Below are 15,337 nucleotides of genomic sequence, written 5' to 3' on the forward strand. Positions count from 1 at the left end.
GTGTGGCGACGGCCACGGTGACAGGGGCGGTCAGGGGCTGTGCGCGGGTGGGTCTGCTGAGTACCGTGCCGGTGCCGATGCCCCGCAGTGCCGCGCGGGCGGCGGGACGCCCTCGCTGCCGGGCGGACGGAACGACGGACCGGGATCGTGGAACGGGGCGGAATGGACGCGTACGACGAGGGCTCGAACGCCCGGCACGGCCCCGGTGCGCCGAGCCGTCCGGTCCCGCCCGCGGAGCAGGAGATACCGGTGGACCAGCCCGGTGAACCCCGCACCGGCATCGCCGCGCTCTCCCTCCGTCACCAGGTCGGTGTCGCCCTGGCACTCGCGGTCGTCGCCATCGGGGTGTGTGTGCACCTGGGGATGACGTTCCTGCACGTCGCGCCGGTGAACACGGTCACCCGGGCGCACGGCGAGGCCGTCGACGACTGGATCTACCCGGAGTTCGAGCAGAACTGGAAGCTCTTCGCGCCGAACCCGCTCCAGCAGAACATCTCGATCCAGGTGCGCGCCGGGGTCCGCGGTCCGGACGGCATGACGTCGGTCACCGGCTGGTACGACCTGTCCGCCGAGGACGGCAAGGCCATCGACGGCAACCTGCTGCCCAGCCACACCCAGCAGAACGAGCTGCGGCGGGCCTGGGACTTCTACGTCGCGACGCACGACGGCGAGAACCGCCCGGTGGGCCTGCGCGGAGCGCTCTCGGAGTCGTATCTGCGCCGGATCATGGTGCTGCGCCTTCACGACGACGCGGTGCGGGCCGCGACCGGGGGCGCCGGTGTCATCGAACGGGTGCAGGTGCGCTCCCGCACGAGCAATGTGCCGCCGCCCGCGTGGAGTCGGGAGAAGGTTTCCACGACACCGTCCTACCGGGAGCTGCCGTGGTGGCGGGTGGCGCGGGACGAGGCCGAGGGAGGGGTGCGGTGAACCGCTTCTCGCTGGCCGTCTCGGGCGCCATAGCCCGCGTCACCGAGGCCGCCCTCGGCCCTTACCAGACGGCCGTCATCCGCATCGGCTTCGGCGTCACCTGGCTGCTGTTCCTGCTCCGTGAACTTCCCCACCGGCACGAGCTGTACGGCCCCGACGGCCCCTGGAGCTGGGATCTCGCCCAGCAGCTGGTCGCGTCCAACGGCTCCTTCACCGTCCTGATGTGGTCGGACGGCCGGGTCTGGTTCGAGATCGTCTACGCGCTCGCGGTCCTCTCCGGCGCCCTGCTGACGCTGGGGTGGCGCACCCGCACCATGTCGGTGCTGTTCATGGTGGGTGTGCTGTCGCTGCAGAACCGCAGCGTCTTCATGGGCGACGGCGGCGACAACGTGCTGCACCTGATGTCGGTCTACCTGGTGTTCACGCGCTGCGCCCAGGTGTGGTCGCTGGACTCCCGGCGGGCCGCGCGGGAGCGGGCGGCCCGTGAGCGGGGCGAGCGGGCCTACGACCGGACCGGCCCGGCGCTGTGGGGCGTGCTCGGGTTCGTCCTGGTCGGGGTGACCCTGGCCGGGCGGATGCAGGGCGACTGGCTCATACCGGCCCTGCTGTGGATGGTCTGGGCGGTGCAGGGCCTGTGGTGGGTGGTGGGGCGCCGGGCCCGGACCGGTGAGCTGCGGATCATGCTGGACGTCGTCGCGAACGTCGTGCACAACGGCGCGCTGCTCGTGATCATGGCGGAGGCGTGCCTGATCTACGCGACGGCCGGCTGGTACAAGATCCAGGGCTCGCGCTGGCAGGACGGCACCGCGGTCTACTACCCGCTCCACCTGGAGTACTTCTCGCCGTGGCCGGGGCTGGCGGACCTGCTGTCCGCCAGCGGCACGATGGTGATGCTGGTGACCTACGGGACGGTCCTGGTGCAGGTCGCCTTCCCGTTCACGCTGTTCAACCGGCGGGTGAAGAACGTCCTGCTGGCGGTCATGATGACCGAGCACGCGGTGATCGCCGTGGTCCTCGGTCTGCCGTTCTTCTCGCTGGCGATGATCGCGGCGGACGCGGTGTTCCTGCCGACGGGTTTCCTGCGCCGCCTGGGTGGCCGGGTGGCACGCGCCCGTGACCGGCTGCCGCGCCGCGGCGGCCGGGCGCCGGTCCCCGGGCAACGGGCGGCCGAGAGCCCCGAGAGCACGCACGTAGGCTTCGGGGCATGACCGACCCCGTGACCGCCTGGCACCGGCTCGCCGGTGACACCGTCCTGCTCGACGGGTTCCACGCCCTCAAGCACGCACTGCGTTTCGGCGCGGAGGTGCCGGTAGCGGTGACGGCCGACCGGGCGGCCGCACTCGCGCTCGCCGACGAGCTGGCCCCGGACGTGCGGGACGCTCTGGACGGGCTGCTGAGCGAGGTGCCGCACGAGACGTACGCGTCGTTCGTGCCGCGCCCGCACCCCACGGCGGTGGCCGCCCTGGCCGTGCGGCCGTCTCGTTCCGCCAGCCTCGCGAAGCTGGCGGCCGTGCCGCGCAGGACTCCGGTCGTGGTCCTCGACAATCCGCGCAACCTGGGCAACGCGGGGGCGGTGATCCGCCTGGCCGCCGGCTTCGGCGCCACGGGCGTGGTGACGACCGGGTCGGTCGACCCCTGGCACCCGACGGTCGTACGCGGCGGGGCGGGCCTGCACTTCGCGACGACGGTGGAGCGGCTGGGCGTCGGCGAACTTCCGCCGGGCCCGCTTTTCGCCCTGGACCCGGAGGGCGACGACATCCGGGGCGTCAAGCTCCCGGACGACGCCGTCCTCGCGTTCGGCTCCGAGCGCACGGGCCTGTCGCCTGAACTCCGGGCCCGCGCGGACCATTTGCTGTCCCTCCCGATGCGCCCCCAGGTCAGCAGCTACAACCTGGCGACGAGCGTGGCGATGACGCTGTACCACTGGAGCGCGGGCTCTGAAGCGCCTCTTTAGGGGCGCGGGGAACTGCCCGAGCAACCCACCACGGTCGGCACTCGCGCGAGAAGGGGAACCCCCGAGCTCCTAGGCGTCCCGACGCACCTCGACCACCCGGAACCGATTGGCCACGAACGCCCCGTCACACAGCGCCGCGCTGGCCGCCGGGTTGCCGCCGGACCCGTGGAAGTCGGAGAACGCGGCCGTCTGGTTCACATACACCCCACCCGTGAGGTTCAGCGACAACTGCGCTGCCTCCTCCAGACAGGCCTCCTGCACGTCCTGCTCGACGTCCGGGTCGGTCGTGTACGCGCCGACGGTCATCGCGCCCTTCTCCCGCACGGTCCGCCGCAGCAGCTCCACCGCGTCGGAGGCGGAGTCGACGGCGACGGCGAAGGACACCGGCCCGAAGCACTCGCTCATGTAGGCGGCCTCGTCGTCCGGCTTGGCCCCGTCCAGCTTGACGATCACCGGCGTGCGGACGACGGCGCCAGGGAAGTCCGGGTTGGTGATCTCCCGGGAGGCCAGGGCGACCTCGCCGAGCCCCGAAGCGGCCTCCAGGCGGGCCTTCACGTCCGGGTTGACGATCGCGCCGAGCAGTGCGTTGGCCCGGGCGTCGTCGCCGAGCAGCCCGTCCACCGACTTGGCGAGGTCCGCGACGACCTCGTCGTAGGTCTTGGGGCCCTGGTCGGTGGAGATGCCGTCGCGGGGGACGAGGAGGTTCTGGGGGGTCGTGCACATCTGGCCGCTGTACAGGGACAGCGAGAAGGCCAGGTTGGAGAGCATGCCCTTGTAGTCGGACGTGGAGTGCACGACGACGGTGTTGACGCCGGCCTTCTCCGTGTAGACCTGCGCCTGGCGGGCGTTGGCCTCCAGCCAGTCGCCGAACTCGGTCGAGCCCGTGTAGTCGATGATGCGGATCTCGGGGCGCAGCGCGAGGGTCTTGGCGATGCCCTCGCCGGGGCGTTCGGCGGCCAGCGCGACCAGGTTCGGGTCGAAGCCGGCCTCGGCGAGCACCTCGCGGGCGACCTGCACGGTGAGGGCGAGCGGCAGGACCGCGCGCGGGTGGGGCTTGACCAGGACCGCGTTGCCGGTGGCGAGGGAGGCGAACAGGCCCGGGTAGCCGTTCCACGTCGGGAAGGTGTTGCAGCCGATCATCAGGGCGATGCCGCGCGGGACCGGTGTGAACTGCTTGTTCATCGCCAGCGGGTCGCGCTTGCCCTGCGGCTTGGTCCACTCGGCGTTGTCGGGGGTGCGCACCTGCTCCACGTACGCGTAGGCCACCGCCTCCAGGCCCCGGTCCTGGGCGTGCGGGCCGCCCGCCTGGAACGCCATCATGAACGCCTGACCGGAGGTGTGCATGACCGCGTGCGCGAACTCGTGCGTCCGGTCGCTGATGCGCTTGAGGATCTCCAGGCAGACCACCGCGCGCTGCTCCGCGCCCGCGTCCCGCCAGGCCCGCTGTCCGGCCTTCATGGCGGGCAGCAGCACGTCGAGGTCCGCGTGCGGGTACGTCACGCCCAGGTCGACGCCGTACGGGGAGGTCTCGCCGCCCACCCAGTCGTCCGTGCCGGGCTGGCCGAGGTCGAGGCGGGAGCCGAGCAGGGCGTCGAAGGCGGCCTTGCCCGCCGCCATGTCCAGGCTGCCGTTCTCCCCGTAGGCCTTGGGGTGCTCGGGGTGCGGGGACCAGTAGGCGCGTGTGCGGATCGCTTCCAGCGCCTGGTCGAGGGTGGACCGGTGCCGGGCGATCAGCTCGTGCGCCGAGAGTGCGGCGGTCATGGGTGACCAACTCCTCGTCTCAAGAACTCCTCGTCGAGTTCATGACCTGGGCAGAAACCTGGGCAGGAACACTCGGACAGAGCTAGAGTAACCGAACGATCGGTCGGTTCAAGGGGGTCCGCCGCATCTGTGGAAAACCCCGTGCGGGAGGATCGCGCACATGACAGCACTCGACCTCAGCAGCCCCGTGGCCGTCGTCGGCACCGGCACCATGGGCCAGGGAATCGCCCAGGTCGCGCTGGTCGCGGGCCATCCGGTACGGCTGTACGACACCGTCCCGGGACGGGCCCGGGAGGCGGCCGACGCCATCGGTGCCCGTCTGGACCGGCTCGTCGAGAAGGAGCGGCTCACCGGCGCAGACCGGGACGCCGCCCGGGCCCGGCTGCTGCCCGCCGAGGATCTCCCCGAGCTCGCCGACTGCGCCCTGGTCGTCGAGGCCGTCCTGGAGCGGCTGGACGTCAAACAGGACCTGTTCCGCGCGCTGGAGGGCATCGTCGACGACGACTGCCTGCTCGCCACCAACACCTCGTCGCTGTCGGTCACCGCGATCGGCGGCGCCCTGCGCGTTCCCGGCCGGTTCGTCGGACTGCACTTCTTCAACCCCGCGCCGCTGCTGCCGCTGGTCGAGGTCGTCTCCGGCTTCGCCACCGACGTCACCTACGCCACCCGCGCCTATGAAACCGCCCGCGCCTGGGGCAAGACGCCCGTGGCCTGCGCGGACACCCCCGGCTTCATCGTCAACCGCATCGCCCGGCCCTTCTACGCCGAGGCCTTCGCGGTGTACGAGTCGCAGGGCGCCGACCCCGCCACCATCGACGCCGTGCTGCGCGAGTCGGGGGGCTTCCGGATGGGTGCCTTCGAGCTGACCGACCTGATCGGCCAGGACGTCAACGAGTCGGTCACGCGGTCGGTGTGGGAGTCCTTCTTCCAGGACGTGCGCTTCACGCCGTCCCTCGCCCAGCGACGCCTGGTCGAGTCCGGCCGGCTCGGCCGCAAGACCGGCCACGGCTGGTACGACCACGGAGAGGGCGCCGAACGCCCCGAACCCGACACCGCCGAGAAGCGGCAGCCGCCCGCGTACGTCGTCGCCGAGGGGGACCTCGGTCCGGCCGCGGAGCTGCTCGCGCTGATCCGCGAGGCCGGCATCCCGGTCCGCGAGGAGGACGAGGACAGCGGCAGCCGCTTGGTGCTGCCGAGCGGCGGGCAGCTCGCCCTCGCCGACGGGCAGACCTCGGTGGAGTTCCGTGACGTCGTCTACTTCGACCTCGCCCTCGACTACCGCGAGGCCGGCCGGATCGCCCTGTCCGCCTCCCAGGACACCTCCCCGCAGACCCTCGCCGAGGCCATCGGCCTCTTCCAGGCGCTCGGCAAGCAGGTCAGCGTCATCGGCGACGTGCCGGGCATGATCGTCGCCCGTACGGTGGCGCGGATCATCGACCTGGCGCACGACGCGGTCGCCAAGGGCGTCGCCACCGAGGAGGACATCGACACCGCGATGCGCCTCGGCGTCAACTACCCCCTCGGCCCCTTCGAGTGGAGCCGCCGGCTCGGCCGCTCCTGGGCCTACGCCCTGCTGGACGACCTGCACCTGCGCGACCCCTCGGGGCGCTACGCGCCCTCCCTGGCGCTGTACCGACACGCCCACGCCTCCGACAAGCGGGAGGGCACCGCCTCATGACCACCGCCAAGCGCGACACCTACACCCCGGACACCCTGCTGTCCGTCGCCGTCCAGGTGTTCAACGAGCGTGGCTACGACGGCACCTCCATGGAGCACCTCTCCAAGGCGGCCGGCATCTCCAAGTCGTCGATCTACCACCACGTGACCGGCAAGGAGGAGCTGCTGCGCCGGGCCGTGGACCGGGCCCTGGGCGGGCTCTTCGGGATCCTCGACGAGGAGCACGCGCGCGAGGGACGCGCCTCGGACCGGCTGGAGTACGTCGTCCGGCGCATGGTCGAGGTGCTGATCACCGAGCTGCCCTACGTGACCCTGCTGCTGCGGGTGCGCGGCAACACCGACACCGAGCGGTGGGCCCTGGAGCGGCGCCGCGACTTCGACCACCGGGTCGCCGACCTGCTCAAGGCGGCCGCCGCGGACGGGGACGTACGGGCCGACATAGAGGTCCGGCTGGTGACCCGGCTGGTCTTCGGCATGATCAACTCGATCGTCGAGTGGTACCGGCCGGACGGGCGCGGCATGAGCGAGCGCGAGGTGGCCGACGCGGTGGTGCAGCTGGCCTTCTCGGGCCTGCGCAAGGGCGCGTGACGGCGTCTGACCGCGCGAGGGGCCGCGTGGCCTCGCAGATCTGCGCCTCCCCGCGTGAGTCCCGCGCGCGGGGCGGGCTGAGTACCCGCGTGGCCTGCGCAAGGCCGGGTGACCGCGCCCTGCGCGTGAGTACCCCCGCGCGGTGGGCTGAGTACGCCTGACGATGTGGCGGCCGCCCTGCGGTGATGGGGTGGGGCGCATGCCCGGACCTGACGCACCGCCCGCCCGCGCCGCCCACCGGACCTGGTGGCGGGCACCGCTCGCGGCCACCCTGCCCGGCCTGCCGCTCCTCGTGCTGGAGTACCGCTGGTTCGCCGCCCAGGACGGCCCCGGCGCGTTCTCGGGCGTGCTGTTCTGGGCGGCCGGCCTTCTGGCGCTCGCCTGGGTGCTGCCGCACCGCCGGTCACTGCGCGGACTGCGGATCGCGGCCGCCGGCACCGGGCTCGGCTGCGCTCTGCTCCCGGTGGCGTTCGCGGTGCTGCTCGGCGTCGCGGTGGCCGCGAGCTGACGGTCGCGGCCCGGGCCGTCTCAGCCCTGCGGCTCCAGGTCCTGCTCCTCGAACACCAGCAGGGTGCGGGTGCTGAGCACCTGCGGGATCGCCTGGAGCCGGGTCAGCACCAGCTCGCGCAGGGACCGGTTGTCGGAGACGTGGACCAGCAGCAGTACGTCGAAGTCGCCGCCCACCAGGGCGATGTGGGAGGCGCCGGGAAGTTGTCTGAGCTCCTCGCGCACCGTGCGCCAGGAGTTCTGGACGATCTTCAGCGTGATGTAGGCGGACGTGCCCTGACCTGCCCGCTGGTGGTCGACGCGGGCGCCGAAGCCACGGATGACACCGTCCTCGACGAGCCGGTTGATGCGGGCGTAGGCGTTCGCCCGGGACACGTGGACCCGCTCGGCGACCGACCGTATCGAGGCGCGGCCGTCCGCCTGGAGCATGCGCAGGATGTCCTGATCTATGGCGTCCAGGGGCCGTGGCGGCGGCAGCACGCCGCTGTCGTCCTGTCCTTCGGCCATTTGTTCAGCTGCCACCCGCGCCGACCTCCCTCAGATGGACGTACTGCGTCCATCTCAGGCTGTGGAGAACCGTTTGTCCACAGCCTGGGGTCACCCATAGCCAAAATGTGCCGTCGACCGAACAATCGGTAGGTGAGGCGGGTCACAGCCGACGCGCCTCTTCGAGCCGCTCCCACGAGGAGGTGCCGTCATGACGGTCATGGAGCAGCGGGGCGCGTACCAGCCGACCCCGCCGCCCGCCTGGCAGCCCCGGACGGATCCCGCGCCGTTGCTGCCCGACGCCGAGCCGTACCGCGTCCTCGGCACCGAGGCGGCCGCGAAGGCCGACCCCGAGCTGCTGAGGACGCTGTACGCGCAGCTGGTGAAGGGCCGTCGCTACAACGCACAGGCCACCGCCCTCACCAAGCAGGGCCGTCTCGCGGTGTACCCCTCCACCACCGGCCAGGAGGCGTGTGAGGTCGCCGCCGCCATGGTCCTCCAGGAGCGCGACTGGCTCTTCCCGAGCTACCGCGACACGCTCGCCGTGGTGGCCCGGGGCGTGGACCCCGTCGAGGCACTCACCCTGCTGCGCGGCGACTGGCACACCGGCTACGACCCGCACGAGCACCGGGTCGCCCCCCTGTGCACCCCGCTCGCCACCCAGCTGCCGCACGCCGTCGGGCTCGCGCACGCCGCCCGCCTCAAGGGCGACGACGTGGTCGCGCTGGCCATGGTCGGCGACGGCGGCACCAGTGAGGGCGACTTCCACGAGGCGCTGAACTTCGCCGCCGTCTGGCAGGCCCCGGTCGTCTTCTTCGTGCAGAACAACGGCTTCGCGATCTCCGTCCCGCTCGCCAAGCAGACCGCGGCCCCGTCGCTGGCGCACAAGGCCGTCGGCTACGGCATGCCCGGCCGTCTGGTCGACGGCAACGACGCCGCGGCCGTGCACGAGGTGCTCTCCGACGCCGTACGCCACGCCCGCGCGGGCGGCGGACCCACCCTCGTCGAGGCGATCACCTACCGCGTCGACGCCCACACCAACGCCGACGACGCGACCCGCTACCGCGGCGACGCCGAGGTCGAGACCTGGCGCGAGCACGACCCGATCCGGCTGCTGGAGCGCGAGCTGACCGGGCGCGGTCTGCTCGACGAGGCCGGCATCGAGGCCGCCCGGCAGGACGCCGAGACCATGGCGGCGGCGCTGCGCGAGCAGATGAACCAGGACGCGGTCCTCGACCCGATGGACCTGTTCGATCACGTCTACGCCGAGCCCACGTCCCAGCTGCTGGAACAGCGGGACCAGCTGCGGGCCGAGCTGGAGGCCGAGGCCGAGTCCGAGGGGGGCGCGCACCGATGACCACCGTCGCCGTCAAACCGGCCACCATGGCGCAGGCCCTCACTCGCGCGCTGCGCGACGCCATGGCCGCCGACCCCGCCGTGCACGTCATGGGCGAGGACGTCGGCACCCTCGGCGGCGTCTTCCGCGTCACCGACGGACTCGCGAAGGAGTTCGGCGAGGACCGCTGCACCGACACCCCTCTCGCCGAGGCCGGCATCCTCGGCACCGCGGTCGGCATGGCCATGTACGGGCTCCGGCCGGTCGTGGAGATGCAGTTCGACGCGTTCGCCTACCCGGCGTTCGAGCAGCTCATCTCGCACGTGGCCCGGATGCGCAACCGCACCCGCGGCGCGATGCCCCTGCCGATCACCATCCGCGTCCCCTACGGCGGCGGCATCGGCGGCGTCGAGCACCACAGCGACTCCTCCGAGGCGTACTACATGGCGACTCCGGGGCTCCATGTCGTCACGCCCGCGACGGTCGCCGACGCCTACGGACTGCTGCGCGCCTCCATCGCCTCCGACGACCCGGTCGTCTTCCTGGAGCCGAAGCGGCTGTACTGGTCGAAGGACTCCTGGAACCCCGAGGAGCCGGCACCGGTCGAGCCGATCGGCCGCGCCGTGGTGCGGCGCCCGGGGCGCAGCGCCACGCTCATCACCTACGGGCCGTCCGTACCGGTCTGCATGGAGGCCGCCGAGGCGGCCCGGGCCGAGGGCTGGGACCTCGAAGTCGTCGACCTGCGCTCCCTGGTGCCGTTCGACGACGAGACGGTGAGCGCCTCGGTGCGGCGCACGGGCCGCGCGGTCGTCGTCCACGAGTCGGGTTCCTTCGGCGGCCCGGGCGGGGAGATCGCGGCCCGGGTCACGGAGCGCTGCTTCCACCACCTGGAGGCGCCGGTGCTGCGTGTGGCCGGGTTCGACGTCCCGTACCCGCCGCCGATGCTGGAGCGGCACCACCTGCCCGGTGTGGACCGGATCCTGGACGCCGTGGGGCGTCTGCAGTGGGAGGCCGAGAGCTGATGGCACAGGTGCTCGAGTTCAAGCTGCCCGACCTCGGTGAGGGGCTCACCGAGGCGGAGATCGTGCGCTGGCTGGTCGAGGTCGGCGACGTCGTCGCGATCGACCAGCCGGTCGTCGAGGTCGAGACGGCCAAGGCGATGGTCGAGGTGCCCTGCCCCTACGGCGGTGTCGTCACGGCCCGTTTCGGTGAGGAGGGCACGGAGCTGCCCGTCGGGGCGCCGCTGATCACCGTGGCGGTGGGGGAGCGGCCCGCCTCCGGCGCCGACGACACCGGCTCCGGGGGGTCGGGCAACGTCCTGGTCGGCTACGGCACCTCCGAGGCGCCCGCGCGGCGCCGCAGGGTACGGCAGGAGCGGCCGCGGTCCGGCGCGTCCGCGACAGCCGGGCGGGCCGGCCGGGACGGTGCCGCCGGGCCGCTGAACGGGCGGGCGGACGCCGCCGTGTCCCCGGGGGGTGCGCGGTCGCACGCCGGTGGCCCCGGGACGGCCGTGAACGGGCAGGCCGGCAGTGCCGGGCCGGGCGACGGCCCGGTCCCCGTGATCTCACCCCTGGTGCGCCGACTGGCCCGGCAGAACGGCCTGGACCTGCGGCAACTGGCCGGGTCCGGCCCCGACGGGCTGATCCTGCGGGCGGACGTGGAGTACGCCCTGCGGGCAGCCGGGCAGGGCGTGACGGCACCGTCGGCGCAGCCGCACCCGCCGGTGCCGCAGGCAGCCGTGCCCCAGCCCGCCGTGGCCTCGTCGGCGACAGCGGCACCCGGCGCCACGCGCACGCCGCTCACCGGTGAGATCCGCACCCCCCTCAAGGGCATCCGGGGCGCCGTCGCCGACAAGCTGGCGCGCAGCCGCCGCGAGATCCCCGATGCCACCTGCTGGGTGGACGCGGACGCCACGGAGCTCATGCGGGCGCGCGCGGCGATGAACGCGGCCGGCGGGCCGAAGATCTCCCTCCTGGCCCTGCTGGCCCGGATCTGCACCGCCGCCCTCGCCCGCTTCCCCGAGCTCAACTCCACGGTCGACGCGCAGGCCAGGGAGGTCGTCCGGTTCGACCACGTGCACCTGGGGTTCGCGGCGCAGACCGACCGGGGGCTGGTCGTCCCGGTCGTACGGGACGCGCACGCGCGTGACGCCGAGTCGCTGACCGCCGAGTTCGCCCGGCTGACCGAGGCGGGCCGGACGGGGACGCTGACGCCGGGTGAACTCACCGGCGGGACCTTCACACTGAACAACTACGGCGTCTTCGGCGTCGACGGCTCCACCCCGATCATCAACCACCCCGAGGCCGCCATGCTCGGCGTCGGCCGCATCGTCCCCAAGCCGTGGGTGCACGAGGGCGAGCTGGCGGTGCGGCAGGTCGTCCAGCTCTCGCTCACCTTCGACCACCGGGTGTGCGACGGCGGCGTGGCGGGCGGTTTCCTGCGCTACGTCGCGGACTGCGTGGAACAGCCGGCGGTGCTGCTGCGGACGCTGTGATTCCTCTTCCTCGTCCGAGCCGGCGTGCGTGATCGCGTCTCTTCCCCCGCGTTCCGTGTGATCGCGGGGGCACGCATACTCGGGGGATGACCGCCTACGAGCCCCCCGGTGAACCCGGCGCCGGAACCGTCCCCGCACCGGGGACGGAGCCCGCCGGACACGACGCCGTCGTGCTCGCCGGTGGTGCCGCCCGGCGCCTGGGCGGCACGGACAAACCCGGTGTGCGGGTGGGCGGACGGCCCCTGCTCGACCGGGTCCTCGCGGCCTGTGCCACCGCCCGCACCACCGTCGTCGTCGCCGCGCCCCGGCCGACCGCACGGCCCGTGACCTGGGCCCGCGAGGACCCGCCCGGCGGCGGCCCGCTCGCCGCACTCGACGCCGGGATCCGCCACACCACGGCCGAGCACGTCGCCGTGCTCTCCGCCGACCTGCCGTTCCTTCGAGAACCGACCGTGGGCCGTCTGCTGACCGCACTGCGGGAGAGCGGCTCCGACGGTGCGCTGCTGACCGACCCCACAGGCCGTGACCAGCCGCTCGTCGCCGCCTACCGCGCGTCGCGGCTGCGCGAGGAGCTCGCGCTCCTCACCGACCGGCACGGCACCCTCGCCGGTCTCCCCCTGCGGCGCCTCACCGCCGAGCTGGACCTCACCCGCGTCCTGGACCCCGTCGCGTCCTTCGACTGCGACACCTGGGACGACATCGCCACCGCCAGGGCACGTATCAGGGAGCATGGGCACGTGTTGGATGAATGGATTTCCGCCGTCAAGGACGAACTGGGGATCGACCTCGACGTCGACACCCGCGGCCTGCTCGACCTCGCCCGCGACGCCGCCCACGGGGTGGCCCGGCCCGCGGCGCCGCTGACCACCTTCCTCGTCGGCTACGCGGCCGCGCAGGCGGGCGGAGACCCCGAGGCGGTCGCCGAGGCAGCCCGCAAAGCCGCGGCTCTCGCCGAGCGCTGGGCGCAGGAGAGCACCTCCGAGGCCGCGCCCTCCGCCGACGGGCCCCAGGGCGACGTGGCCCCCGACGCCACGCCCGACACCCGCCCGGACGCCGGATGACCCCGCACGGCGCCCGTGCCGGTGAGGACGCCGAGGACCTCGACGTGGAGGAGGTGCTCGCCCTCGTGAGGAACAGCGACAACCCTCACCTGCCCGACCCGGCGGCGCGCGGCGAAACGGACGGCGCTCACACCTCCCGGCAGCCGGACGCCTCCACCCGGCCCGAGGCCCGTCACCGCGCCACGCCCTGGCCCGAGGCCCGGGCCATGGCCGAACGCGCCGGCCGCGCCGCCGCCCGGGCCGCCCGCCGCGCCCCCGTCTCCGCGTCCCTCGACACCGCCCTCGGCCTGACCCTCGCCGCCCCGCTGGACGCCCTCACCGACCTGCCCTCCTTCGACACCTCCGCGATGGACGGCTGGGCGGTGTGCGGCCCCGCCCCCTGGCACGTACGGGACGAGGGCGTCCTCGCCGGGCACGCAGGGCCCGGCTCCCTCACCGACGGCGAGGCCGTCCCCATCGCCACCGGCGCCCGCATCCCCCCGGAGACCACCGCGGTCCTGCGCAGCGAGCACGGCCGCACCGACGACAAGGGCCGCCTGTACGCGACCAGGGACGTCGTCCCCGGCCAGGACATCCGCCCGCGCGGCCAGGAGTGCCGTACCGGCGACCAGCTCCTTGCCGTCGGCACGCTCGTCACCCCGGCCGTCCTCGGGCTCGCGGCGGCGGCCGGGTACGACAGCGTCACCGCGGTCCCCCGGGCCCGCGCCGAAGTCCTGGTCCTCGGTGACGAGCTGCTCACCCAGGGCCTGCCGCACGACGGCCTGATCCGGGACGCGCTCGGCCCGATGCTGCCGCCCTGGCTGCGGGCGCTAGGCGCCGAGGTCACCGCCGTCCGGCGCATCCGTGACGACGCCGACGCCCTGCACGAGGCCGTCACCGCGTCCGGCGCGGACGTCATCCTCACCACCGGCGGCACCGCGGCGGGCCCCGTCGACCACGTCCACCCCACGCTGCGCCGGATCGGCGCCGAACTCCTCGTGGACGGTGTGAAGGTGCGCCCGGGCCACCCCATGCTGCTGGCCCGCATCACGCAGACGCAGCACCTCGTGGGCCTCCCGGGCAACCCGCTCGCCGCCGTCTCAGCCTTGCTGACGCTCGCCGAGCCCCTGCTGCGGACCCTCGCGGCGCGCCCGGCCCCCGAGCCGTACACGATGCCGCTCCGGGACGCCGTGCACGGGCACCCGCACGACACCCGGCTCGTCCCGGTCGTCCTGCGCGGCGACGAGGCCGTGCCGCTGCACTACAACGGCCCCGCCATGCTGCGCGGTATCGCGGCGGCCGACGCGCTGGCCGTGGTCACGCCGGGCGGTGCCCGCCCGGGACAGGAGGCGGAACTGCTCGACCTGCCCTGGGCGTCCGGAGGAATCGGGGTGTGTTTCACGTGAAACTTCCGGGCCAGGACGCGATCGCCCGCCAGGCCGACGAGCATCTGGTGACCTATCGGGTGAAACTCCCGAGGAAAGTGGTGGAGCACCCGATCCGCCAGGTCGCCAAGCGGCTTTCCATGGCGCTGTTCGTCCTCGTCCTGACCGCGCTGATCGTCTACGCCGACCGCGACGGCTACAACGACAACGCGGGCGGCGGCATCAGCCTCCTCGACGCGTTCTACTACGCGACCGTCACCCTCTCCACCACCGGCTACGGTGACATCACCCCGGCGAGCGAAAGCGCTCGGCTCACCAACATCCTCGTCATCACGCCCCTGCGGGTGCTGTTCCTGATCATCCTGGTCGGCACCACCCTCGAAGCCCTCACCGAACGCACCCGGGAGGAGTGGCGGCTGACCCGCTGGAGGTCCACGTTGCGCGATCACACCGTCGTCATCGGCTTCGGCACGAAGGGCAGGTCGGCGATCCGGACCGTCTGCGCGACGGGCCTGAAGAAGGAGCAGGTCGTCGTGGTCGACCCCAGTTCCAAGGTGATCGACGCCGCGACCGCCGAGGGCTACGCGGGCATCGTCGGGGACGCCACCCGCAGCGAGGTGCTGAAGCAGGCCGAGGTGCACAAGGCGCGCCAGATCATCATCGCGACCCAGCGCGACGACACCGCCGTCCTGGTGGCGCTGACGGCCCGCCAGCTCAACCGCGGGGCGAAGATCGTGGCCACGGTGCGGGAGGAGGAGAACGCCCCGCTGCTCAAGCAGTCGGGCGCCGACGCGGTCGTGACCAGCGCCAGTGCCGCCGGCCGGCTGCTGGGCCTGTCCGTGCTGAGCCCCTCGGCGGGCATGGTGATGGAGGACCTCATCCAGCAGGGCAGCGGGCTCGACATCGTCGAACGGCCGGTGGTGAAGGCCGAGGTGGGCAAGACACCGCGGGAGGTAGCCGACCTGGTGGTGAGCGTCATACGCGGTCACCGGGTCCTCGGCTACGACGATCCGTCCGTCGGGCGGCTGGAGCTGACCGACCGTCTCATCACGATCGTGCGCAAGACCCCGGCCACCCAGGTCGCGCCGGACATCCGCCCCATGCCCCCGATGCCCCGGAACAACTGAGGGCAGGGCAAGAACACGCCGGCCGTCGCGCACCACCCGGTGCGGGACGGCCGGC

14 protein-coding genes are annotated in these 15,337 nt (G+C 73.1%); 12 read left to right on the plus strand and 2 right to left on the minus strand.

Annotated elements, in window-relative coordinates:
• The first annotated feature begins 162 nt into the window (after window positions 1-162).
• Genes ADK65_RS13305 through ADK65_RS13315 form a run of 3 tightly spaced genes read left to right on the plus strand, consistent with a single transcriptional unit; the run spans window position 163 to window position 2,881 of the window.
• Window positions 163-927, plus strand: a complete 765-nt coding sequence (locus tag ADK65_RS13305) for a DUF5819 family protein (protein WP_053670200.1) — start codon at window positions 163-165, stop codon at window positions 925-927.
• Window positions 924-2,135, plus strand: coding sequence for an HTTM domain-containing protein (locus ADK65_RS13310; RefSeq protein ID WP_053670202.1), 1,212 nt, complete (start codon window positions 924-926; stop codon window positions 2,133-2,135). The genes ADK65_RS13305 and ADK65_RS13310 overlap by 4 nt, the downstream gene beginning before the upstream one ends.
• Window positions 2,132-2,881, plus strand: coding sequence for a TrmH family RNA methyltransferase (locus ADK65_RS13315; RefSeq protein WP_053670204.1), 750 nt, complete (start codon window positions 2,132-2,134; stop codon window positions 2,879-2,881). Before ADK65_RS13310 ends, ADK65_RS13315 begins: the two co-directional genes overlap by 4 nt.
• Window positions 2,882-2,950: 69 nt before the next feature.
• Here the strand turns inward: ADK65_RS13315 and paaN are convergent, their stop codons facing one another.
• Window positions 2,951-4,642, minus strand: coding sequence for a phenylacetic acid degradation protein PaaN (gene paaN, locus ADK65_RS13320; RefSeq protein ID WP_053670206.1), 1,692 nt, complete (start codon window positions 4,640-4,642; stop codon window positions 2,951-2,953).
• Between the two features lie 160 nt (window positions 4,643-4,802).
• On the opposite strand from paaN, the gene ADK65_RS13325 reads away from it, so the two are divergent.
• The 3 genes from ADK65_RS13325 (at window position 4,803) to ADK65_RS13335 (ending at window position 7,415) form a co-directional block, all read left to right on the plus strand.
• Window positions 4,803-6,320, plus strand: coding sequence for a 3-hydroxyacyl-CoA dehydrogenase (locus ADK65_RS13325; protein ID WP_053670208.1), 1,518 nt, complete (start codon window positions 4,803-4,805; stop codon window positions 6,318-6,320).
• Window positions 6,317-6,907, plus strand: a complete 591-nt coding sequence (locus ADK65_RS13330) for a TetR/AcrR family transcriptional regulator (protein WP_053670209.1) — start codon at window positions 6,317-6,319, stop codon at window positions 6,905-6,907. The genes ADK65_RS13325 and ADK65_RS13330 overlap by 4 nt, the downstream gene beginning before the upstream one ends.
• A 199-nt stretch (window positions 6,908-7,106) precedes the next feature.
• The gene (locus ADK65_RS13335; RefSeq protein WP_053670211.1) at window positions 7,107-7,415 is read left to right on the plus strand and encodes a hypothetical protein; all 309 of its coding nucleotides are present in this window, start codon (window positions 7,107-7,109) and stop codon (window positions 7,413-7,415) included.
• 20 nt (window positions 7,416-7,435) lie between these two features.
• On the opposite strand, the gene ADK65_RS13340 is transcribed toward ADK65_RS13335, so the two are convergent.
• A complete protein-coding gene (locus ADK65_RS13340) occupies window positions 7,436-7,921 on the minus strand; it encodes an Lrp/AsnC family transcriptional regulator (RefSeq protein ID WP_053670213.1) in 486 nt (161 codons plus the stop codon).
• Window positions 7,922-8,111: 190 nt separating this feature from the next.
• On the opposite strand from ADK65_RS13340, the gene pdhA reads away from it, so the two are divergent.
• The 6 genes from pdhA (at window position 8,112) to ADK65_RS13370 (ending at window position 15,282) form a co-directional block, all read left to right on the plus strand.
• Window positions 8,112-9,257, plus strand: coding sequence for a pyruvate dehydrogenase (acetyl-transferring) E1 component subunit alpha (gene pdhA, locus ADK65_RS13345; protein ID WP_053670215.1), 1,146 nt, complete (start codon window positions 8,112-8,114; stop codon window positions 9,255-9,257).
• Window positions 9,254-10,258 carry an alpha-ketoacid dehydrogenase subunit beta gene (locus ADK65_RS13350; RefSeq protein WP_053670217.1) on the plus strand — a complete coding sequence of 335 codons (1,005 nt, stop codon included), beginning with the start codon at window positions 9,254-9,256 and terminating at the stop codon, window positions 10,256-10,258. Before pdhA ends, ADK65_RS13350 begins: the two co-directional genes overlap by 4 nt.
• Window positions 10,258-11,730 (plus strand): dihydrolipoamide acetyltransferase family protein, encoded by a 1,473-nt coding sequence (locus tag ADK65_RS13355; protein WP_053670219.1) that lies wholly within the window; start codon window positions 10,258-10,260, stop codon window positions 11,728-11,730. Before ADK65_RS13350 ends, ADK65_RS13355 begins: the two co-directional genes overlap by 1 nt.
• Window positions 11,731-11,816: 86 nt before the next feature.
• On the plus strand, window positions 11,817-12,791 hold the full coding sequence (locus ADK65_RS13360) for an NTP transferase domain-containing protein (protein WP_053670221.1): 975 nt from the start codon (window positions 11,817-11,819) through the stop codon (window positions 12,789-12,791).
• Window positions 12,788-14,176 (plus strand): molybdopterin molybdotransferase MoeA, encoded by a 1,389-nt coding sequence (locus ADK65_RS13365; RefSeq protein ID WP_053670222.1) that lies wholly within the window; start codon window positions 12,788-12,790, stop codon window positions 14,174-14,176. The genes ADK65_RS13360 and ADK65_RS13365 overlap by 4 nt, the downstream gene beginning before the upstream one ends.
• Complete coding sequence (locus tag ADK65_RS13370; RefSeq protein WP_053670224.1) at window positions 14,173-15,282, plus strand: potassium channel family protein; 1,110 nt, start codon at window positions 14,173-14,175, stop codon at window positions 15,280-15,282. Before ADK65_RS13365 ends, ADK65_RS13370 begins: the two co-directional genes overlap by 4 nt.
• Window positions 15,283-15,337 lie beyond the last annotated feature (55 nt).

Origin of the sequence: Streptomyces sp. NRRL B-1140 (genome assembly GCF_001280065.1) — a bacterium.
Classification (GTDB): Bacteria; Actinomycetota; Actinomycetes; order Streptomycetales; family Streptomycetaceae; genus Streptomyces.